At 65.5% G+C, this 19,960-nt stretch carries 17 protein-coding genes; 8 read left to right on the forward strand and 9 right to left on the reverse strand.

The window, feature by feature from the left end; translation table 11 throughout:
* Positions 1-65: 65 nt before the first annotated feature.
* Entirely contained in the window at positions 66-941 is an 876-nt protein-coding gene (locus tag ABGA94_RS02230) for an EamA family transporter (protein WP_080375111.1), read from the reverse strand.
* Positions 942-1,013: 72 nt separating this feature from the next.
* Here ABGA94_RS02230 and ABGA94_RS02235 point away from each other — a divergent pair, with 72 nt between their 5' ends.
* From ABGA94_RS02235 to fhuE, 3 genes are all read left to right on the forward strand, one after another.
* Positions 1,014-1,496, forward strand: coding sequence for an Lrp/AsnC family transcriptional regulator (locus tag ABGA94_RS02235; RefSeq protein ID WP_032954522.1), 483 nt, complete (start codon positions 1,014-1,016; stop codon positions 1,494-1,496).
* A 77-nt stretch (positions 1,497-1,573) separates the two neighbouring features.
* Positions 1,574-2,125: a M23 family metallopeptidase gene (locus tag ABGA94_RS02240; RefSeq protein ID WP_095377928.1), complete on the forward strand. Its 552-nt coding sequence runs from the start codon at positions 1,574-1,576 to the stop codon at positions 2,123-2,125.
* 185 nt (positions 2,126-2,310) lie between these two features.
* Positions 2,311-4,449, forward strand: a complete 2,139-nt coding sequence (fhuE, locus tag ABGA94_RS02245) for a ferric-rhodotorulic acid/ferric-coprogen receptor FhuE (protein WP_375366274.1) — start codon at positions 2,311-2,313, stop codon at positions 4,447-4,449.
* Positions 4,450-4,581: 132 nt separating this feature from the next.
* Here the strand turns inward: fhuE and ABGA94_RS02250 are convergent, their stop codons facing one another.
* Positions 4,582-7,392: a TonB-dependent receptor gene (locus ABGA94_RS02250; RefSeq protein ID WP_375366289.1), complete on the reverse strand. Its 2,811-nt coding sequence runs from the start codon at positions 7,390-7,392 to the stop codon at positions 4,582-4,584.
* 294 nt (positions 7,393-7,686) lie between these two features.
* Here ABGA94_RS02250 and ABGA94_RS02255 point away from each other — a divergent pair, with 294 nt between their 5' ends.
* A complete protein-coding gene (locus ABGA94_RS02255) occupies positions 7,687-8,145 on the forward strand; it encodes a hypothetical protein (protein WP_375366276.1) in 459 nt (152 codons plus the stop codon).
* 9 nt (positions 8,146-8,154) lie between these two features.
* Here the strand turns inward: ABGA94_RS02255 and ABGA94_RS02260 are convergent, their stop codons facing one another.
* Positions 8,155-8,562, reverse strand: a complete 408-nt coding sequence (locus ABGA94_RS02260) for a biopolymer transporter ExbD (RefSeq protein WP_065178060.1) — start codon at positions 8,560-8,562, stop codon at positions 8,155-8,157.
* A gap of 150 nt (positions 8,563-8,712) precedes the next feature.
* Between ABGA94_RS02260 and ABGA94_RS02265 the strand changes: the two genes are divergently transcribed.
* The 3 genes from ABGA94_RS02265 to ABGA94_RS02275 all read left to right on the forward strand — a co-directional run bounded on the left by ABGA94_RS02265 (position 8,713) and on the right by ABGA94_RS02275 (position 12,279).
* Entirely contained in the window at positions 8,713-10,698 is a 1,986-nt protein-coding gene (locus ABGA94_RS02265; RefSeq protein WP_065178059.1) for a transglycosylase SLT domain-containing protein, read from the forward strand.
* A 68-nt stretch (positions 10,699-10,766) separates the two neighbouring features.
* Positions 10,767-11,003: a hypothetical protein gene (locus tag ABGA94_RS02270; protein ID WP_065178058.1), complete on the forward strand. Its 237-nt coding sequence runs from the start codon at positions 10,767-10,769 to the stop codon at positions 11,001-11,003.
* Positions 11,004-11,058: 55 nt separating this feature from the next.
* Positions 11,059-12,279 carry a multifunctional CCA addition/repair protein gene (locus ABGA94_RS02275; protein WP_375366278.1) on the forward strand — a complete coding sequence of 407 codons (1,221 nt, stop codon included), beginning with the start codon at positions 11,059-11,061 and terminating at the stop codon, positions 12,277-12,279.
* A 342-nt stretch (positions 12,280-12,621) separates the two neighbouring features.
* Here the strand turns inward: ABGA94_RS02275 and ABGA94_RS02280 are convergent, their stop codons facing one another.
* From ABGA94_RS02280 to ABGA94_RS02300, 5 genes are all read right to left on the reverse strand, one after another.
* Positions 12,622-13,056, reverse strand: coding sequence for an SseB family protein (locus ABGA94_RS02280; protein WP_005419309.1), 435 nt, complete (start codon positions 13,054-13,056; stop codon positions 12,622-12,624).
* A gap of 78 nt (positions 13,057-13,134) precedes the next feature.
* Complete coding sequence (locus ABGA94_RS02285) at positions 13,135-13,494, reverse strand: type II toxin-antitoxin system HigA family antitoxin (RefSeq protein ID WP_061479618.1); 360 nt, start codon at positions 13,492-13,494, stop codon at positions 13,135-13,137.
* Entirely contained in the window at positions 13,491-13,793 is a 303-nt protein-coding gene (locus tag ABGA94_RS02290; protein WP_065178056.1) for a type II toxin-antitoxin system HigB family toxin, read from the reverse strand. The genes ABGA94_RS02285 and ABGA94_RS02290 overlap by 4 nt, the downstream gene beginning before the upstream one ends.
* Positions 13,794-13,842: 49 nt before the next feature.
* Positions 13,843-14,181, reverse strand: a complete 339-nt coding sequence (locus tag ABGA94_RS02295) for a hypothetical protein (RefSeq protein WP_069139188.1) — start codon at positions 14,179-14,181, stop codon at positions 13,843-13,845.
* Positions 14,178-15,218 (reverse strand): S41 family peptidase, encoded by a 1,041-nt coding sequence (locus tag ABGA94_RS02300; RefSeq protein ID WP_375366280.1) that lies wholly within the window; start codon positions 15,216-15,218, stop codon positions 14,178-14,180. The genes ABGA94_RS02295 and ABGA94_RS02300 overlap by 4 nt, the downstream gene beginning before the upstream one ends.
* Positions 15,219-15,592: 374 nt before the next feature.
* On the opposite strand from ABGA94_RS02300, the gene ABGA94_RS02305 reads away from it, so the two are divergent.
* Positions 15,593-16,027, forward strand: coding sequence for a hypothetical protein (locus tag ABGA94_RS02305; RefSeq protein ID WP_375366281.1), 435 nt, complete (start codon positions 15,593-15,595; stop codon positions 16,025-16,027).
* 102 nt (positions 16,028-16,129) lie between these two features.
* Here ABGA94_RS02305 and ABGA94_RS02310 read toward each other — a convergent pair whose 3' ends face one another.
* A complete protein-coding gene (locus ABGA94_RS02310; RefSeq protein ID WP_375366283.1) occupies positions 16,130-19,651 on the reverse strand; it encodes an autotransporter outer membrane beta-barrel domain-containing protein in 3,522 nt (1,173 codons plus the stop codon).
* Positions 19,652-19,960: the final 309 nt, after the last annotated feature.

A 19,960-nucleotide genomic window follows, 5' to 3' on the forward strand; every position in this document is an offset into this window, starting at 1 on the left:
CCCCCCCCCCCCCCCCCCCCGCCGCTCTGGTGGGTGCGGACCGTTGGTCCGCACGCTCTCTGCCGCTACCCGGCCTGGACCACCGGCACCTTCAATCGCCGCGCGGTCATCGTGCTGCCCACCGAAGCCAGCACCGTGCAGCCGATCGCCAGCCACTGCAGCCCGTGCAGGTGTTCGTGCAGCAGCAGCATCGCCCACAGCGCGGCCACCGCCGGCTCCATGCTGATCAGGATGCCGAAGGTCTCCTTTGGCAGGCGCTTGAGCGCCATCATCTCCAGCGACATCGGGATCGCGCTGGAGACCAGCGCCACCAGCAGGCCGGCGGCCAGGATCTCTGGATCGAGCAGCGCGGTGCCGGCATGCACCACGCCCACCGGCACCACCACCAGCGAAGCCGCCAGCAGCCCCAGCGACACCGAATGCCCGGCGTGCAGGTGTCCGGCACGCTTGCCGAACACGATGTAAAGCCCCCAACACGCCGCTGCGCCCATCGCATACAGCACGCCGGCCGGATCCAGCGCCGGGCCGCCGCCCAGCGGCAGCAGCAGCAACAACCCCACCACTGCGCAGCCCACCCAGACGAAGTCGATCGGTCGCCGTGATGACAGCATCGCCACCGTCAGCGGCCCGGTGAACTCGATGGCCACCGCGATGCCGAAGGGAATCGTGCGCAGGGCCATGTAGAACAGCAGGTTCATCAGGCCCAGGGTGAGCCCGTAGCGCAGGAGGGTGATCGCATCCGCGCGGCCGGTCTTCCAGCGCCACGGCCGCCAGAACAGCAGCAGCAACAGCGCCGAGAAGCCCACGCGCAGCGCGCTGGTGCCCTGGGCGCCGATCAGCGGGAACAGGTGTTTTGCGTAGGAGGTGCCGATGGCCAGCGAGGTGACCGAGCCAAGCACCGCCAGCGCCGGCAACATCGGCGCGAGTCGTGAGGTCTGCATGGGCAAAGTCTATTGCGCCCGCGCCGAGCACTTGGCTCAATTGACAGCCCGTTCGTGCAACTTCTGCTCACCATGGCTACCGCCCCCGTGCTCGACAGCTTCGACCGCGCCATCCTCGGCCTGCTGCAGCGGGACAACACCCTGCCGCAGCGCGAGATCGCCGAGGCCGTGCACCTGTCCACCCCAGCCGTGCAGCGCCGCATCAAACGCCTGCAGGACAGCGGTGTGATCGCGGCCAACGTCGCGGTAGTCGCCGCAGCCAAGGTCGGGCGACCGCTGACCATCATCGTCGAGGTGCGCGTGGTCAGCGAGCAGCGCGAACGCGTGGCGCCGTTCAAGCGCCGCGTGCAGGACGACCCGGCGGTGCAGCAGTGCTACTCGATCACCGGCGACGGCGATTTCCTTCTGCTGGTGTCGGCCGCGTCGATGGAAGAGTACGAGGCGATCACCGAGCGGCTGTTCGGTGGCGATGACAACATCGAGCGCTTCCGCACCTCGGTTGCACTGGGAACGTTGAAGCGCAGTTTCGAAGTGCCACTGGACCCGGTTCTGTAGCGCGGAGCCATGCTCGACTGCGCTTTGACCGCAAAGCAACAGCCGCCGAGCATGGCTCGGCGCTACAGTCGGAGACCATGAACACATCGCCCTCCCCCGCCCGTCGCCTGCGCCGCTGGCTGCTGCGCGGCCTGTGGCTGGTCATCGCGATCGTTGCCGCCATGGCACTGTGGAACAGCCCATGGGCCGCTGCACCGAAACTGCTGTGGGCACTCTCGCGGATGCCTCCGGCCACCGAGCTTCCGGTGCCGGTGGAAGGTGTGCGGCCCCGCCAGATCGCCGATACCTTCGGCGCCCCACGCGGCCGTGACCGCTCCCACGCCGGCATCGACATCTTCGCCAGGCGCGGTACCCCGGTGCGCAGTGCCACCGCCGGCGTCGTCGTGGATGTCAGCGACCGCGGCCTCGGTGGCCGCCAGGTGTGGGTGATCGGGCCCGGGCGCGAACGCTACTACTACGCGCATCTGGAGGGCTGGGCCGAGGGTCTGTCGCGCGGCCAGGTGGTCCAGGCCGGCGACCTGCTTGGCCACGTCGGCGACAGCGGCAATGCCAAGGGCACGCCGCCGCACCTGCACTGGGGCATCTACGGCGCCGACGGCGCGCGCGATCCACTGCCGCTGCTGCGCTGAACACCATATGCTGCGTCGAGTCCTGCGTGAGCGCCTCCCTCGTTCATGATTTGTAAATAGGAATAGTTCGTATTACCATTTCTTTCGTTTCCGGTGGTGCCAGGACGGCCTGCCCGCCCGTTTCCCACCCGTAGCGCCTCGCCTTCTGGATGCTGGCCGAGCGCGCGTGCTCGTCCAGGACCCCCATGAACCGTTCCGCCTTCCGTACCCCGCAGCCGCAACGGCTGTCCGTTGCCGTGCTCGCCGTTCTCTGCGCCGTGGCCCCGGCCGCCTTCGCCGACACCGCCGCCGATCCGACCACCCTCGACAAGGTGGTGGTCAAGGGCGAACGCGCCGAAGGCTATTCGGTGCGCCGCACCTCGGCCGGCACCCGCTTCGACCTGGCGCCGCGCGAGATCCCTCAGTCGATCAGCATCATCAGCCACCAGCGCATCGAAGATCAGAACCTGGACGACATCATCGACGTGCTGGCCAACACCACCGGCGTGACCAGCACCCAGTCCGACAGCGAGCGCACCGAGTTCTACGCGCGCGGATTCTACATCGATGCCTACCAGTTCGACGGCCTGCCGACGCAGATGGTGCAGAACTGGAGCTACGGTGATTCCGGCCTGGATCTGGCGCTGTACGACCGCGTGGAAGTGGTGCGTGGTGCCACCGGCCTGCTCAGTGGTGCCGGCAATCCGTCCGCCTCGGTGAACCTGATCCGCAAGCACGCCGACAGCGCCGAACTGGCCGGCAGCGTGTCGGTGAACGTGGGCAGCTGGGGCCGCACCCGCACCACCGTGGATGTGGGCAGCGCGCTCAATGCCAGCGGCACCGTGCGCGGGCGCGTGATCGGCAGCTATCTGGATACCGATGGCCAGATGGACCGCTACAACCAGCGCAAGACGCTGGGCTACGCCGTCATCGATGCCGACCTGACCCCGGACACCCAGCTGAGCGTGGGCTACGACTACCAGCAGAAGCGCGCCAATGGTGCGACCTGGGGCGGCTTCCCGATGTGGTACGCCGATGGCAGCCCGACCAACTACCCGACCTCGTTCAATCCGTCGCCGGACTGGACCTACTGGGACACTACCAGCAAGCGTGCGTTCGCCACCCTGCAGCACGCCTTCAGCAACGGCTGGAAGTTCAGGATCGGCGCCACCCACGACCGCACCAACGCCGACGACAAGCTGTTCTATCCGTCCTACACCGCGTTCGACAAGGCCACCGGCACCGGCGTCACGCCGATGGCCGGCTTCTACAACACCGAGCGCAAGGTCGATGGCATCGATGGCTACATCGACGGCCCGTTCCAGCTGTTCGGCCGCGAGCACCAGTTCATGGCCGGCCTGAGCTACAACAAACGCGAATTCGCCAACTACGGTGACTTCCAGATGGGTGGCCCCGGCACCGGCTGGAATCCCTTCAGCTCCTATCTCGACTGGACCGGCAACATCGCCCAGCCGAACTGGAACCCGCTGGCGCTGGCCAGCCAGGGCACCATCACCCAGAAGGCCGGCTATGCCGCCACCCGTCTGTCGCTGGCTGATCCGCTGAAGCTGATCCTCGGTGCGCGCTACACCAACTGGAAGAGCGAAGGCGAGAACGACGACCGCGAACACAAGGTGACCACCCCGTACGCCGGCCTAGTGTATGACATCAACGATACCTACTCCGCGTACGCCAGCTACACCGAGATCTTCCAGCCGCAGACCGCCCGCGACCGCAACGACCGTTATCTCGACCCGGTCGACGGCAAGAGCTACGAGGTGGGCGTCAAGGGTGCCTGGTTCGACAACCGGCTGAACGCCTCGCTGGCGGTGTTCCGCATCGAGCAGGACAACGTCGCCCAGATCACCAGCGAGCCGATCATCGGCCGCCCAGGTGAGTTCGCCTCCATCGCTGCACGCGGCACCGTCAGCCGTGGCTTCGAGTTCGAAGTGAACGGCGAACTGGCACCCGGCTGGAACGCGACCTTCGGCGCATCGCGCTACGTGGCCAAGGACATCAACGGCGCCGACATCAACACCAACCTGCCGCAGACCGCACTGAAGCTGTTCACCAGCTACACCCCGCAGTCGCTGCAGGCGTTGACCGTCGGCGGCGGTGCCAACTGGCAGAACCGCATCTATTACGCCGCGCCGGTCGTCGGCCGCTTCGAGCAGGAAGGTTACGCACTGGTCAGTGCCTTCGTGCGCTACCGCATCTCGCCGGAGTTCAGCGTGCAGGCCAACCTCAACAACCTGCTGGACAAGAAGTACTACTCGCAGATCACCGGTTACGGTGCCTACGGCGATGGCCGCAATGGCTCGCTGACGTTCACCTGGGCATTCTGACCAGACGCGGGGTACGACCACCCCGCACCTGTAGCGCCGATCCCATGCCCGGCTCAGAGAATCAGCCGAGCGCGGGCTCGGCGCTACATCCGCAAGGCAGCGCCGGAACTGACCGGCGCTGCCCCCCTCACATCAGAACCGCAGGTCCGCGCGCAGGTACCAGTAACGGCCACGCGGGATGTCGTAGGTCGAGGCGTCATACCCGTTCAACGAGCACGACAGGCAGATCGGCGGATCCTTGTCGAACACATTGTTCAGGCCCGCGGTCAGCTGCAGCCCCTTCATCCAGTCGATCTTGTAGCCCACCTGCATGTCGTGGAAGGTGGTGGCCGAGAGCGTGTTGGTGCCGTCGGCCTGGTTGCTGCACACCGGGAATGCCACGGCATCGCCGCAGTTCTCGGTCAGCTCGGAGATGTGCCGCACCGTCCAGTTCGCACTCCAGCGGTCCATTGTCCAGGCGATGCTGGCGTTGCTGGTCCACTCCGGGATGGAGCTGTCGGCCACTTCCACGCCCGGCTTCTGCGGCTGCTTCTGCCCGGCCGCGCCGGTGGCTTCGTAACGACCGACGAACGTGTTCTTCCAGGCCAGCTTGAACTGGCCGAAGGAGGTCTGCGGCAACGTCCAGAACAGGTCCACGTCCCAGCCGTCGGTCTTGATCGAGCCCAGATTGGTCAGGCGGTTGTTGAAGCTGCTCACCGCACCCGTGCTGGCGCGGGTGATGCCATCGCAGTACACCGGGTCGAGCGTGTCCACGCACAGGTCCAGCTGGGTCTGCGCGTTGATGGCCTGGATCGCACCATCGATGGCGTGGCGGTAGAAGGTCACCTCCACATCGAAGCGCTCCGACCACGACGCGTTGTTGCCGAACCACGGGCTCCACACGAAGCCAGTGCTGAAGCTGCGCGAACGCTCCGGTTCCAGATCACGATTGCCGCCGGTGGTCACCGAGATCTGCGAGTTGGCCTGCTGGAAGCCGGCCGGCACGCCCAGCGCGGCACAATTGGCGGCACTGCCACGTGGCGGCGTACCGCCCAGGCCCACCGAGCATGGATCGAACAGCTGCAGGTCGGCACGTGCGGCCGAGCCGTACAGTTCGCCGATGGACGGTGCGCGGAAACCCTCGGCGTACGTGGTACGCAGCACGAAGTCATCGGTCACCTGCCAGCGCAGGCCGTACTTGGGCGTGAACTCGCCACCGAAGGTGGAGTAGTCCGAATAGCGGCCGGCCAGGCTCAGGTCCAGCTTCTTGCCCAGCGGCGAGTCGGCGAAGATCGGAACGCTCAGCTCCAGGTAGGCCTCGTTGACGTCGTAGGAACCGGAGGTCGGCTGCGACGGTACGCCGTTGTAGTGGCCGATCACGGTCAGCGGATCCGGCTGGTACCAGCCCTTGTACTTGCGGTACTCGTAACCGCTGGCGAACGATACCGGACCCGCCGGCAGGGTAAACAGGTCGCTGGACAGGTTGGCGGTGAACAGGCTCAGCTCGTTCTGGCTGCGGTCGCGCACCACCGGCTGGATCCACTTCAGCATGTCCGGGGTGATCGAACCGACGCCACCGAAGATGTTCAACGGCACGCAGCCCGGGGTTGCCGCGCACACCGCCGGGTCACCCAGGGCCATGTTGACGTTGTAGATGTTGTAGCTGCCGTAGTTGGTCTGTTCGGCCTTGTTCTTGCTGTACATGCCGTTGACGTCCCAGTACCAGCTGCGGTCGGCGGCCTGGAAGTTGCCGACCAGGCCGGTGGCCACGTAGGTGGTGTTGACTTCCTGCTTGAACACGCGCGCACCGCCTTCCACCGGGCGGCGGCCGATCAGGCTCATGTTGTCGCCGGAGACGAGATCGAAGCCGAACGGGTTGTACGGATTCAGGCGCGAGACCACGATGTTGTCGGCCAACGGATTGCCGGTGGCGCCATCGGGGCCGAAGAACAGCGGCTCGGGGCCGGCCTGGTTGGTCGACTCGCGGCGGTTGCCCAGTGCCTTGATGTACCACTGCACGTTGTCGGTGATGTCAAAGCGGAACTGGCCGAACAGGCCCTTGCGCTCGGACGGCGTGAGCACCATGTTGTATTCGGCGAAGTTGAAGCGGTCGGCGCTGGTGAAGCAGTGGTAGTCATCGCTGCGGTTGCAGCCGGCGCTGCCGTCGTAGCGCGGGTTGGGCACGCCACTGTTGGGCACGATGTCCTGCTCTGCACCGGTGTTGGGGTCGACGAAGGCGAAGCGGCCCTGTGGAATGCCGCCGCTGCCGAAGGCCAGGCCGGTGCCCGGAATCGGGAAGCGCGACTGCTCGCGATCCTTGGCGAATACCGGGTCCTGCTTGGTCCAGCTGGCGCCCAGGAACAGGCTGAAGCGATCACCGCTCTTGCCCCACGCCAGGTCCACGCCCTTCTGGGTGCCGTCGCCCTTGCTGTACTCACCATAGTTCAGGGTCACCTGCCCGCCATCGAAGTCGCGGCGGGTGATGATGTTGACCACGCCGGCGATGGCATCGGAGCCGTACAGCGACGACGCGCCGTCTTCCAGCACCTCGATGCGTTCGACGATGGCCAGCGGAATGGTGTTGAGGTCGGTGGCCGCACCGACGCCCGATGCGGACGACTCGTTGACCCAGCGGATGCCGTCAACCAGCACCAGCACGCGCTTGGCACCGAGGTGGCGCAGATCGACCTGCGCCGAGCCGGCACCCACGCCACTGCCATCGGGCGGGAAACCGAAGTTGCCGGACGAGTTGAACTTGGCGTTGAGCGCAGAGCCGGAACCGGTGAGCTGCTGCAGCACTTCGCCGATCGAGGTCAGGCCGGTGCGTTCGATGTCGCCACGGGTCAGGGTCTGGATCGGGACCTGGCCCTCCACCTCAGCGCGCTTGATGCGGGTACCGGTGACTTCCACCGCATCCAGGTTGGTGGTGGATTGTGCAGCGGCACCCAACGGTGCCAGGGTCATCACGCACAGCGCGACGGCAACCGCCAAAGGGCGGTGGTGCAGGTGATTCATTCGCTCTCTCTCCAAAGGAATGTCGGGACATGGGCTGCCGCACCCCCCCTGCATGGCGGCAGCGTCTCCTTTGTAAACAAGCGGTAAAAATCACGGCGTGACGATCGACACTCTTTCACGCGAAATTGACGCAATTGCATGACATTTACGTCAGATGAGTGCCGTTTAGAACCGGACGGTAATGTTCCTCCGCCTTCGCTTTGATGCTGGCCGCGACAGCGCGCGCCGGAAACTGCCGCGCGCATGAAAGTGCCTTTGCCGAACCATTTCAGGAATAGTTTGAAATTCCTTCATTCAGAAGGCCCGGTTGATCGACCCGGTGCAGACTCGCATCTCCAGCCATTCGCGAGAGGATCGATCATGAAAGCACTAACTGCCGTGCCGAGCGTCATGATGGTGATCACGCTGCTTCTTCCTCTGGCAGGTGAATCGAGGGCAGGCGGCGTGATCGAGTGCAACAACTGCCTCTCTCCCAGCGATGCGGCCTCGGCCTCAGGAGAGGGGTTGACGGTTGTGGTGGATTTCGAGAGAGCCGAGTTGACCGCTTTCGACGTTGAACATGACCCTGAGATCGGAAGGTGGCGAGCACATCCGACCCCGGTTCCGGCGCAGATTGAGATGGCTTTTCTGCGGATCCTGGACGCGACACTGTCAGCAGGGCAAGCGCCGCTCATGCAGCAATCACCGCATGAGCGGCAGTGAGGCAACGCTCTATCGCACGAAGGCAATCCGCTCCATACCGGTCGCCTCGGCCGCGGCCAGAATCCTCGCCATGCCTTCGTACTCGGCCGACGGATCGGTGGCGATGCGCAGCTCCGGCAGGTTGCCGACATTTTCGTCCACCTGCGCCTGCAGGCGCGCCTGCAGATCGTCGATGACCATCGGCTGGCCATCCCAGCTCAGCTGGTTCGAGGCATCCAGGCGCAGCTCGATCGGAGGCGGCGGTTCGGGACGGTCGACCACCCGATCGGTGGCCTGCGGCAACTGCACCGCAATCGGCCGGGCCACGATGGGCGCGGTCACAATGAAGATGATCAACAGCACCAGCATCACATCCACCAGTGGCGTGACATTGATGTCCGCCAGCGGGCCGCTTCTTCCTGCGCTACTGAACGCCATGTGCCGCTCCCTGCAGCCGGGCCGTTCGCCCAAGGCCGACGTTACGACGCCTGCAACCCCGTGCGGCAGGGCCTGCGCGGATTCATTCAGCTGTCGTTGCCGACGCCCGGCGTGCACGCAATGCGAAACTGAATTCAGCCATTGCCCGCTATGCTGCCCGCCATGACCCGACGCACTTCGACCGCCCTGTCCCTGCTGCCCTTGGCCACCACGCTGCTGATCGGCTGCGCCAATGCCCAGTCCCTCGATGCCCAGAACGCGCAGCTGAAAGCCGCGATCGCAGCCGCCGAACGCGGCCAGTTCGATCCTGGCCAGGCCGCTGCGCTCAGCCGTCACCCGGCCTATGGCTGGCTGGAGTACGCCAACCTGCGCCGCAACATCGATACCGTCGATACCGCGCAGGCGCAGGCCTTCCTCAAGCGCTACGACGGCCAGGCCGTGGCCACCACCTTCCGCAGCGTGTGGCTGCCCTCGCTCGCACGCCGCCAGGACTGGCCGACCCTGCTGGCCAACTGGGCGCCCACCGAAAACACCGGCCTGCGCTGTGCGCAGCTGACCGCGCGCCAGGTGACGGGCAAGGTCGATCCGCAGTGGATCAGTGAAGCGCAGGATCTGTGGCGCAAGAACGGCAAGTCGCTGCCGGACGGCTGTGATGCCGTTTTTGCCGTGCTGCAGGCACAGGGTGGCCTGAGCGACGCCCTGCGCTGGGAACGCATCGATGCCGCCGCCGATGCCCAGCAACCGGCGGTGATGCGCAGCGCCGCACGCGGCCTGCCCGCCGCCGACCTGGCGCTGGCGAACAATTACGCCGCCTTTGTCGACAAGCCCAATGCCAGCGCCCTGAACTGGCCACGCAACGAGCGCAGCCGGCGCATCGCCACCGATGGCCTGGCCAAGCTGGCCAAGGCCGACCCCGGCGCCACCGAGCAGCAGCTGCCGCAGTACGCCCAGACGCTCGGCCTGAGTGCCGACCAGCAGGGCCAGGTGCTGTACCAGATCGCGCTGTGGACAGTGGCCTCCTATCTGCCCGATTCGGCACGCCGCCTCAACGCGGTGCCGGAGTCGGCCTATGACGAACGCCTGCACGAGTGGCGCGTGCGCGAAGCGATGTCGCGCGGCGACTGGCCGGCGGCGCTGACCGCCATTCGCAAGATGGGCAGCAAGCAGCGCAGCGACCCGCGCTGGCGCTACTTCGAAGGCCGCATGCTGGAGAAGACCGGCCAGGCCCAGCAGGCGCAGCCGCTGTTCCGCGAGGCCGCGCGCGCGCCGACCTTCCACGGCTTCCTCGCCGCCGACAAGCTGCAGCAGGGCTACACCCTGTGCCCGTGGAAGCCGAACGACAGCGCACAGGCACAGGCGGTGATCGCGCGCGACCCGGCCATCCAGCGCGCGATGGCGCTGTACCAGATCGACCGCGCTGGCTGGGCCGTGGCCGAATGGAACAGCGCGCTGTCGCGCTTCGATGACACCCAGCGCCGCCTCGCCGTGCGCGTGGCGCAGGACAATGGCTGGTTCGACCGCGCCGTGTTCGCGCTCGGCAAGCAGCCGCAGGAACAGCGCCTGTACGACCTGCGCTTCCCGCTGCATCACGACGCCACCATCCGCCGCGAATCGGCACGCAACGCGATCGACCCGGCCTGGGTGGCCGCGGAGATCCGCGCCGAGAGTACCTTCACTCCCCGTGCGCGCTCGCCTGCCAATGCCATGGGCCTGATGCAGGTGCTGCCGGCCACCGGTGCCAGCGTGGCCAAGTCGATCGGCCTGACCGGCTACGGCGGCGCCGACAGCCTGTACGACCCGGACACCAACATTGCCATCGGCACCGCCTACCTGCGCCAGCTGATGAACAAGTACGACGGTCTGCCGTACGTGACCATCGCCGCCTACAACGCCGGCCCGACCCCGACCGCACGCTGGCAGGGCCAGCGCCCGGGCTTCGATCCGGACCTGTGGATCGAGACCATCAGCTACAAGGAAACCCGCGAGTACGTCGCCCGCGTGCTGGCCTTCAGCGTGATCTACGACTGGCGCCTCAATGGTGATGCGCTGCCGCTGAGCGACCGCCTGATGGGCCGCCTGGTGGACAAGCGCAAGAAATTCAGCTGCGCGGCCGACGCTGAGCAAGGTGGCGATTGATCGCACTGCGGTCGTGCCGGCTTCTGGCTGGCACGACCTGGTAGCCATTTCCCGGGGAGGGGAACGCAATGAGCCTGTTGGCCTGGATCGGGATATTCGCCGCCTGGAGCCTGTTCGCCACCTGGGTACTGCGCTGGGGTGGCGCGGCCTGGATGGAAGGCTGGAAGTCGCTGGCCTTCGTCGACAGCTGGGGCAGCCTGTGGGACGAAGCCCAGATCAAGCTGTACGTCCTCTGCCTGTGGATCGTCTACTGCCTATGGTTCCTGGCCGGCCTGTTCGTGCCGGAGTGGCGCGGCCTGCCGTGAGGCCTCAGCATCGGTCGTGCCGGAACATCTGCGCCGGCCATGCGATCATCCCCCCATGAAGATCTATCTTGTCGGCGGCGCCGTACGCGACCGCCTGCTGCAGCGCCCTGCCGGCGACCGCGACTGGGTGGTGGTCGGCGCCACGCCCGCGCAGATGGAAGCACAGGGCTACACCGCAGTCGGCCGTGATTTCCCGGTGTTCCTGCACCCGAAGACCGGCGAGGAATACGCACTGGCGCGCACCGAGCGCAAATCCGGCCGCGGCTATCGCGGCTTCGTGGTCGATGCTGATCCGGCGGTGACGCTGGAAGAAGACCTGCAGCGCCGCGACTTCACCATCAATGCGATTGCCTGTGACGAAGACACCGGCACGCTGGTCGATCCCTATGGCGGTGTCCGTGACCTGGAACAGCGCGTGCTGCGCCATGTCGGGCCGGCCTTCGTCGAGGATCCGCTGCGCGTGCTGCGCGCGGCGCGCTTCATGGCCCGTTTTGCACCACTGGGCTTCAGCGTCGCCGAAGAGACCATGGCACTGATGCGCGAGGTCGCCGCCAGCGGTGAACTGGACGCACTGGTGCCGGAACGCGTCTGGCAGGAACTGCGCAAGGCGCTGGTCAGTGAACGGCCCTCCGCCTTCCTGCGCACGCTGCACGATGCGCAGGCACTGGGCCCGATCCTGCCCGAACTGGAAGCACTGTACGGCGTACCGCAGCGTGCCGAATTCCACCCGGAAGTCGACACCGGCATCCACCAGGAAATGGTCAGCGACATGGCCGCGAAGCTCGCCCCCGGCGATGACCTGGTCGGCTTCGCTGCCCTCACCCACGATCTCGGCAAGGGCCTGACCCCGCCGGAGGAATGGCCGCGCCACATCATGCACGAGCAGCGCGGCATCAAGCCGTTGAAGGCACTGTGTGCGCGGTTGAGGATTCCAGCCGAGCACCAGCAGCTGGCTGAAGCGGTGTGCCGCGAGCACTTGAACGTGCACCGCATCGACGAACTACGCGATGCCACCGTGCTGGAACTACTGGGCCGCTGCGATGCGCTGCGCCGGCCGGAGCGCGTGGCGCGCATCGCACTGTGCTGCGAAGCCGACAAGCGCGGCCGGCTCGGCTTCGAGGATGCCGACTACCCCCAGGGCGAAACGCTCAAGCGCCTGCACCGGGCAGCGCTGTCAGTGCAGGCGCGGGACCTGGATACCACGCATCTGAAGGGCCCGGCCATCGGTGAGGCACTCGCCAAGGCCCGGGTGAAAGCCATCGCCGCTGCCCGCTGAAGCATCTGGTGATGCCGGCTGCTGGCCGGCACCTTCACATCGCCCGTCTAACGACGGCGCTTCCGCGAGAAATGGTCGACAGCATGAGCACCCAACATGATGGGTTGCATCAAGAGGAACAGCCATCCACCCAGCCGGAGCCACCGGATTGAACCGGGTGATGAACGCAGCTGCCAGAGTCAAACCCACAAGAAGGCCGATCTCATAGACCCACAGCGATCGGTTAGAACGCTTGCCCACGATGCTCCTCCCCATTGAACAGGACGCGCTTGCAAGCCATCGCAGCCGTCCTGCACCACGGGTAGTGCCGGCCGTTGGCCGGCAACCACGCAATCGCTGGATTCAGTGCGCCATGCCGCGGGTAATCGCCGCCGCACGCTGCTTCAGCTGGGCCACGGCATCGGGAATCATCTCCATGCCCACGTCCAGGCCCGGGTTCAGGACCAGGCCGACGCCGTCGCCGATACCGGCCAGCAGCGCGTGCACCGCGATCGGCATGGCATGCGCAAACTGCGGCAGCTGCTCGTGCCACAGGCCCGCGCGCTCGGGGGCAGTGAACACCGCGAACATCGGCTCGCCGCTCTCGCTGGTCAGCACCAGCGGCGAGATGCTTTCGTCCCAGGCGCCATCCTCACCAATGGCCTTGTCCAGCAGCACGAACGCCGTCGAAGTCAGCAGGCCGTCGAGGAACTGCGCTGCGGTCAGCGTACCGTCCTGGGCCTGCAGCAGGCGCACCTCGAGGTCGTTGAGGGGTTCGAACGGGGTGTCGTGGTCCATGGTCGGTTCCGGTACGTGGTTGCAGGCTGCAACTTTAACAGGCCGGGAGTGAGGCACGGCAGCGTATCGGTAGGGGCTTCAGCGGCCGATGAGACTTTCTGCGGGAATGCCCAGGTTGCGGTGAAGCTTCCGGATCATTTCAAGAGTCAGACCGCGCTTGCGATTCAACACTTCATAGACACGGTTGAGCTGGCCGATGGAGGGCACCAGATCCTTCACGGTCAGACCGCCCTGCTCCATGCGGAAGCGGATTGCATCGATAGGATCTGGCGGCTCGATCGGGTAGTGCTTCGCTTCGTAGGCTTCAACCAGCGTTACGAGAATTTCAAATCGATCGCCATCCTCGCTGCCCAGCTCCGGCTCGTTGTCGACATAGAACGAAATCTCGCGCAGCGCGTTTTCGTAGTCGCTTTCCGTACGGATGGGATGGATGTTCATAGAAGCTCCACAGTGTCGGCATCGATCCGGTCGTACTCGGCGTGGGTGCCAATGAACTTGATGTAGACCACTTGAAACCTGTAACCCACAGCGACGATGAGCCGGTAGCTGTTGCCCTTTATGTTGAACACCACACGACTATTGGCCACGAAACTTGCGCTTGCGTAACGTTGGCGTACGTCATGCGGTGTGTCCCAGACGGCGTGCCTCACTTCGTCATACCAGGACCTCAGCGCTGCTTCCGAATCAGGGTGACGTTCCCAGAATCGTTTCAGCGTCGCCAAAGCAACCACTTTCATTCGGATATCCTAGTCCCAATTTGGGATATAAGCAACCGTGTCATCTCCATCAGCGGCCGATGTATCCGTGCCGCCACATCCATCCGGCCACCGCCAGCCCCGCCACCACCACCAGCATCAACGGCAGGCCGAAGCGGTGCCGCCACGGGATCGGCACCCCACCCAGCTGCTGGTCCATGGTCTCGGTATCCAGCACCCAGCCGTGCTCGCAGCGGGTGCAGGCCAGCTCGTAGCGGCGCTGGTAGGTGAAGCCGAACAGCAGGTCGATGCGCGCCATCCTGTAGCGCAGCTGCGGGGCGAACTCGGTTTCCGTCTGGCAGCGCAGGCAGTGGTGGGCTTCGGTGGGGCCGACGATCAGCACCCGTTCCTGTTGGCCGATCAGGATCATGACCGGGTGCCTTGGCAGGCGGGCTGGGCCAGCAGCCAGGCTTGGGCGGCGGCCACGGTGGCGGCGTCCCCCTCGACGCGCTGGTCGGGCTCGATCTTCAAGCCATCACCACGATCATTGCGGTCCCGCATCACGCTGATGGTCAGCAGCAGCGCGCTGCCATCAGCCAGCGGCCGCATCACGTTGGCGGTGGACAGCCCCGAGGTGGGCTGGCCGAAACTGCGCGTCTGCGGCCGGCCGCGGAAGGAAAGTACGGTGGCCTCTCCGGAGCTGGCAGTGCGCGGGCCGGTCAGCACGGCGACCGGCGCGCCCGGATGTTTGAGCAGATAGCCGGGCCCACCAAGATCGATCCGCACGCGATCGCCAAGACGCACGCTGGACGAGGTCAGCTGCCAGAGCGACGGACCCTCTGCGGCAGCGAAGGAACCCACGTTCTCGTCGGCGCTGGGCGTGACGAGCAACAACGGCGCCACGCCCAGCAGCATCGGCCACATGTTGCCACCGGTGTTGTCGCGCAGATCGACAATCCAGCCGCAGCGGCTGCCGTTGTCCTGGTCAGCGATGATCGCCTGCCAGCGCTTGGCACGCTCCTTCATCTGCTGGTGCGCCGTCGGGCCCTGCATGACACCGTAGCCCTCGATTTCCACCCAGCCGATGCGCGGGTCCGGTGCTCCGGCCAGGGCCGTCGTTGCTTTCGGAGCCGCTGTCGCTGCGCCATTGGCGCGCTCCAGGCGTTCTGCCTTCGCCTGCAGCTGCTTTGCGCTGATCCAAGCGCCGTGCCCGCCGGAACTGCGACCGATGGCCTGCCGGAGCACCGCGCGGACCTCAGCCGCGTCGTTCTGCGCCGCCTTCAGGCGCGTGCGGATGGCCCGCCAGTCCACCCGGTCGCGGTACAGCGATTCCTTCTCCAGCATGTCCAGCAACTGGGCCTGTGCCTGTGCTGTCGGCAGGTCGATGGCGTCTGGTGCCACGGCCTGTGCGGTGGTGCAGAACAGGGCGCCCAGTGCAGTGGCCATCACGCGGAGATCAATAGACATTCGACGTTCCTTCGTCGTGAGCAGGTACCGCAGCATACGCGCTTGCCGCCGCCGTTGCGTGTCGGCTTTGGCACTCCCATGCGGGGCGTGATTTACAACTTTGCTCATGTCGTTGTTCGAGTGAAAGCGCGAAGTTGGCTGTGCCAACGTACGTTGCGCTGGCCGGGATTGGCGTCCTGAATCAAACATCAAAGAGAATGGGTTGCCGTCGTTGCGGCAATCACGACAATGCACCGGCTCGCCCATGGCGGGCGGTGCGTGGGGATCCTCGTGATCCGTCGGCTTTTTTTCTCTTTGATTTTGACCGGCACGCCAACCCGCACCGCCCGCCACCTTGCGCTTCGCAGGTGGCCTTGCCTCGTGAGGTTGCCGCCATGAATACGCCCTACCCCACCTATCCACGCCTGCAAGCACTGCTCGGCGCTGCACTGCCCGGCCTGCAGCTGTCCACTGCCGTCGCCGAAGCGTTGGAAGATGCACTCGCCGAAGCCAACGAACAGGCGCCGCCGTCGGCGTTCTTCGCCCGGTTGCACGGCATCGCAAACAGCCACGGGGCCGACGGCCAGGCGTGGCGCGAGCGGCAACTCAGCGAGGCGCGCAGCCGGGACCTGGCCGAGGCAACGCGCTGCCTGGCGGCAGTGTCTGCGTGTGGGGGCGTGTTGCTGGCGGCGCAGTCGGCGCGCGAGATGGATGATGCGCAGGCGCAGTGTCCACCGCAGGTGGAGGAAGGGCTGCTGCATGCGGTGGTGGTGCTGGCCGATCATGCCGGAGCGTTGGTTGAGCCGGATGCGTGCGCGCCGTTGTCGTAGAGCCGAGCCTATGCTCGGCTGCACTGTGCTCGTGGCGTCGGTAGGTTCAGTGCCGACCAAGGTCGGCACCTACCAGAGCAGGGTCCCCCGAGCGCAAGGGCGCTACCAGTCCGCACGCAGACCGATGTTGCCTTCGATCACGCGGCGCTTACCATTGTCGCTACCACCGATTTCGCGCGTGTAGTCGGCCACGGCATAGGCGCTGATCGTACGGTTGAAGCGGCCGGCGATGCCTACGCCAGCCTCCAACGCACGGTAGCGCTGCGAGTTCTCGATCACGTCGTTGCCAAAACGGATGCGGTCCTCGCCAGAACGGCCGTGCCAGTAGTTGAGCTTGAAGTACGGCTGCCAGCCGTTGTCGGCCAGCTGATAGTCTGCCGCCAGACGCAGTCCCACACGGCCGGTCCAGGCGTTGTCGTTGTCGAAGGACACCACAGATACCGCATCTCGCTGGTCATCCAGCGATGTACGTTGCCAGATCACTTGCACCTGCGGTTCCAGCCACCATGCGGACTGACCGAACTGGAGCAGCGGTTTGCCCGCCTCCAACGAGACACTGGTGCCACTGCCATCCAGCTCGATGCCCAGCCCTCGCATCGAGCGGGCGTGGCCGTCATAGCGGCTCTGCATCGCTACCACGTCCACGTACCCGCCGGCCGATCCTGTCAGGGTCCAGTACAGCCCCACATGCTTGTCATCCAGTCTGGTCTGGCCAACCTGCACATTGTCCCAGCCACCCGCCGTGCCGATCGCCTTGCCCTGTGCGCGTGTGCGCCCGACGAACACACCCACCTGGTTGCGATGGTCATCGCGGTTGCCTGCCCATAGATCGAGACCAGCCTGCAGGCCTTGTACGTCACCATCGAAGCCCGGGCGAGCATCACCCTTCCAGTGCAGCTCACTGCTCTGGCCAACCAGGCGGCCCCAGGCAGTGCGTGCGGGCCCTTGGTTGTACAGCAGCCGCTGTTCACCCTGGCGTTCGTGGAAGGTGCCCAGGCTGGCCAGCGATGTGTCACGCAGAATCGGCGGCAGCACGGCATACGTCGGCGTTTCCGGACGATACAGCGGTACCACGCCTTCATCATTCGGCTCGGCCGGGGTTGCACCCGGCGTGGGCGGTGACACGCCCTCCCCCGGCGGAACGATCGGCGGCGGCATCGGGATCGACCCGCCACCCTGGGGTGACGGGCCCGGGGCGGGAATCGGTTCCGGTTCAGGGCCAGGTGCCGGGTCCGGCAATGTCGACCGCAGATACCAGTTCTCGCGGGTACCTGCCGACTGCCCCCCTTTGTACAGGTAGTAGTCGTACGCCCCGGCAGAAACCGCCGAGAGCAGGGAGAAGGCATCGTTGCGGGTACTGCCGCCGTTCTGCGCCTGCACCACCAGGATGCCGTCAACCAGGGTTTCGGCACCCCCGCCCCCGACGTTGGTGATGCCCAGGCCAGTGCGGCCGCTGGCGACACCGCCCTCGATCACCAACCGGTCGCTGGCGGAGTTGTCGGCGCCGAGCACGGTCTTCAACAGCACGCTGCCACCCTCACCGCGATAGTTGCCAGCAACCGTAAAGGCATCGCCGGGGCTGCCGGCATTGGTCAGTTCGATACGGCCGGCGTTGATCACACTGGCCAATGTTCCCGCGTTGAATGCGTTCACTGCATGGCTGCCGCCGCCCGCAAGCACTGCGCTGCTGCCATCTATCGTGAACGTTCCCGTCGCCGTCGCGCTGTCACCCAGTACCAGGTCGCCATCAAAGGTGAGCTCGCTGCCATTCACGGCTGCCACGGTTTCCCAGTTCTGGAAGCGGGCAATGCCGGCCGTTTTCGTATTGTCGAACGTAAGGCTGTCGTTGCCGGTGCCGCCATTGAACAGTGGCACGGCCCCCATGTTGGCCACAGTGAGATTGGCCAGCACGGCGACATCGTCATCCGGACCCATGTCGATGGCCCCCTTGACCCCCCCCCCTCCGTTCCAGGTCAACGTGTCGTTGCCGGTGCTCAGCAGCAACTGCCCGGCCACGGTGCCACCCGTGATGGTTACATTGTCGCGGCCACCACTGACGCTCACATTCCCACCGATGAAGGCCGTGCCGGAAATGATGATGGTGTCATCATCGAAGCCGGTGACCACATTGCCATCGACAACGCCGCCGGACTGGTCCCACAGGTTCTTTTCAAGCTTCATGTTGACGCGGCCAATGCGACCGTCGCTCATCCATGCACGGTCGCCATCCTCGAACGCGCCGATGATGCGGCCGCCGCTCATGCGGAAGGTATCGGTGCCATCGCCCTGGAACAGCGAATCGATCGTGCCGCCGGTCATCAAGAAGTCATCGCGGCCATTGCCCTGTTGGACTTGGCCGACGATGGTCCCGCCATTGACGGTCAGCTGGTCGTCACCATCGCCCTGCGAAACGGAGCCAGTGACGCGGCCGTTGGCACCCACCACGATCTGCTGCGCACCTGAGTCGCCGGTAACGTTGGCCGCGCCCCCGCCCTGTGCTTGCACAGTGTTGTCCAGGCGCAGCACCGTATCGCCAACCATGTTGATGCCCGATGTTTCCAGCAGGCTGTTCACTTGCAGCGTGCCTTCGCGGAGCGTGGTGGCACCGGCCACGCTGGTGATGCCGGCGAGCGTCAGCATCCCCGCACCGGTCTTTTCAAGCGCGCCACTGCCAGTCACCGCGCCACCATAGGTGCCATCGTCGGTCTGTGCGAAGCGCACCAGGCCGTTGTTGGTCACCGTCGGCGGCAGGCTCTGCGCCCGCGCTTCCAGCGTGCCACCCGGATCCACGATCACCTGACCGGTGTACTGCGCGTTGTTGCCGGTCAAAGCCAGCACGCCCTGTTGTACCGTGGCCACGGTCACCCCAGTGATCGAACCGGACAGGGTCCAGCGGCCACTGTCGTTCTTGGTCAGCGACTCGAAGCCGACGAAATTGCCTGGCAGGGTGGAATCACCGGTGCCGCTGAGGAAAATCGCGTCATTTCCAGCACCACCGCTGAAGTTGCCGGTGATGGTCGAGCCGGTATAGATGCGCAGGATGTCGTTGCCACCGGCCAGATTGATGTTGCCGATCACCTGGCCGCGATTGGTGAAGTCAAGCGCACCATTTCCAGAGCCACCGATGACGGTGCCCGGTGCCTGGATGACGCCGGTTTCGGTATTGATGATGGTGTTCAGGCCGGAAGTATTCTGCGACCAGATTGCCACGGAGTTGGTTGCGCGGATGATGCCGCTGTTGGTGACGGTATTTCCCGCGCCCTGGAAGTTGATTGCTTCGGCACTGCCTTGCGTTCCCTGTGCAAGGATCTGGCCCCCTTGGGCTACGGTGATCTGGCCATTGGTGCGGGTTTCGACCGTATTGCCGCCGGTACCGAACAGGCCGCCGGTGCTGGTGGCGGTTGCGCTGACTGTACTGCCACTGCCAACGCTGATCACCGCATTGTCACGCAGGGAGATCGCATTGGCATTGCCGACCACGATACTGGCGCCGGCCTGTATGTCCACGCTGCGATTGTCTTCAGCGGCATTGTTGCCGGTGCCGACGGTGGATGCCCAGGGATCCGGCGCCGTTGGCGAGCAGACCGTTGATGACGCCGTGGTGACACAGTTTGCCAAAGCCACCGGCGTTTCAAGCACAAGCAGGGCAGGCAGGGTCAGTGCCTGAAGAATGGCCAAGGTCAGAGAGTGACGGCACAGCGAGTGTGAAACGCAACGGCTCATATAGCACTCCTTGGCGAATGGCTGGGACTGCAGACAAAGTCACTTCGTCGGAAGTCTGCCGCACCCTGAATTGTTCCGATAGGTGAACTTGCGTGGCGACAATCACATTTCAGGTGTGAAGTCCGGCCGTCGTCACACCACGAGGACGTGACTGAAACCGTTCATTCTTCCGGCGTTTGGGTCGGCCCCTTTTCCTGCGGAAAGGGGTCC

It is taken from the genome of Stenotrophomonas sp. 3diitr2024, from assembly GCF_042136455.1.
Classification (GTDB): Bacteria; Pseudomonadota; Gammaproteobacteria; order Xanthomonadales; family Xanthomonadaceae; genus Stenotrophomonas; species Stenotrophomonas sepilia.

Coding starts and splice junctions, on each gene's coding strand:
- ABGA94_RS02270 (WP_065178058.1), top strand. CDS start 10,767: ATGAGCCTGTTGGCCTGGATCGGGATATTCGCCGCCTGGAGCCTGTTC.
- fhuE (WP_375366274.1), top strand. CDS start 2,311: ATGAACCGTTCCGCCTTCCGTACCCCGCAGCCGCAACGGCTGTCCGTT.
- ABGA94_RS02305 (WP_375366281.1), top strand. CDS start 15,593: ATGAATACGCCCTACCCCACCTATCCACGCCTGCAAGCACTGCTCGGC.
- ABGA94_RS02300 (WP_375366280.1), bottom strand. CDS start 15,218: ATGTCTATTGATCTCCGCGTGATGGCCACTGCACTGGGCGCCCTGTTC.
- ABGA94_RS02295 (WP_069139188.1), bottom strand. CDS start 14,181: ATGATCCTGATCGGCCAACAGGAACGGGTGCTGATCGTCGGCCCCACC.
- ABGA94_RS02265 (WP_065178059.1), top strand. CDS start 8,713: ATGCTGCCCGCCATGACCCGACGCACTTCGACCGCCCTGTCCCTGCTG.
- ABGA94_RS02280 (WP_005419309.1), bottom strand. CDS start 13,056: ATGGACCACGACACCCCGTTCGAACCCCTCAACGACCTCGAGGTGCGC.
- ABGA94_RS02250 (WP_375366289.1), bottom strand. CDS start 7,392: ATGACCCTGGCACCGTTGGGTGCCGCTGCACAATCCACCACCAACCTG.
- ABGA94_RS02230 (WP_080375111.1), bottom strand. CDS start 941: ATGCAGACCTCACGACTCGCGCCGATGTTGCCGGCGCTGGCGGTGCTT.
- ABGA94_RS02255 (WP_375366276.1), top strand. CDS start 7,687: ATGAAAGTGCCTTTGCCGAACCATTTCAGGAATAGTTTGAAATTCCTT.
- ABGA94_RS02260 (WP_065178060.1), bottom strand. CDS start 8,562: ATGGCGTTCAGTAGCGCAGGAAGAAGCGGCCCGCTGGCGGACATCAAT.
- ABGA94_RS02235 (WP_032954522.1), top strand. CDS start 1,014: ATGGCTACCGCCCCCGTGCTCGACAGCTTCGACCGCGCCATCCTCGGC.
- ABGA94_RS02240 (WP_095377928.1), top strand. CDS start 1,574: ATGAACACATCGCCCTCCCCCGCCCGTCGCCTGCGCCGCTGGCTGCTG.
- ABGA94_RS02285 (WP_061479618.1), bottom strand. CDS start 13,494: ATGAACATCCATCCCATCCGTACGGAAAGCGACTACGAAAACGCGCTG.
- ABGA94_RS02275 (WP_375366278.1), top strand. CDS start 11,059: ATGAAGATCTATCTTGTCGGCGGCGCCGTACGCGACCGCCTGCTGCAG.
- ABGA94_RS02290 (WP_065178056.1), bottom strand. CDS start 13,793: ATGAAAGTGGTTGCTTTGGCGACGCTGAAACGATTCTGGGAACGTCAC.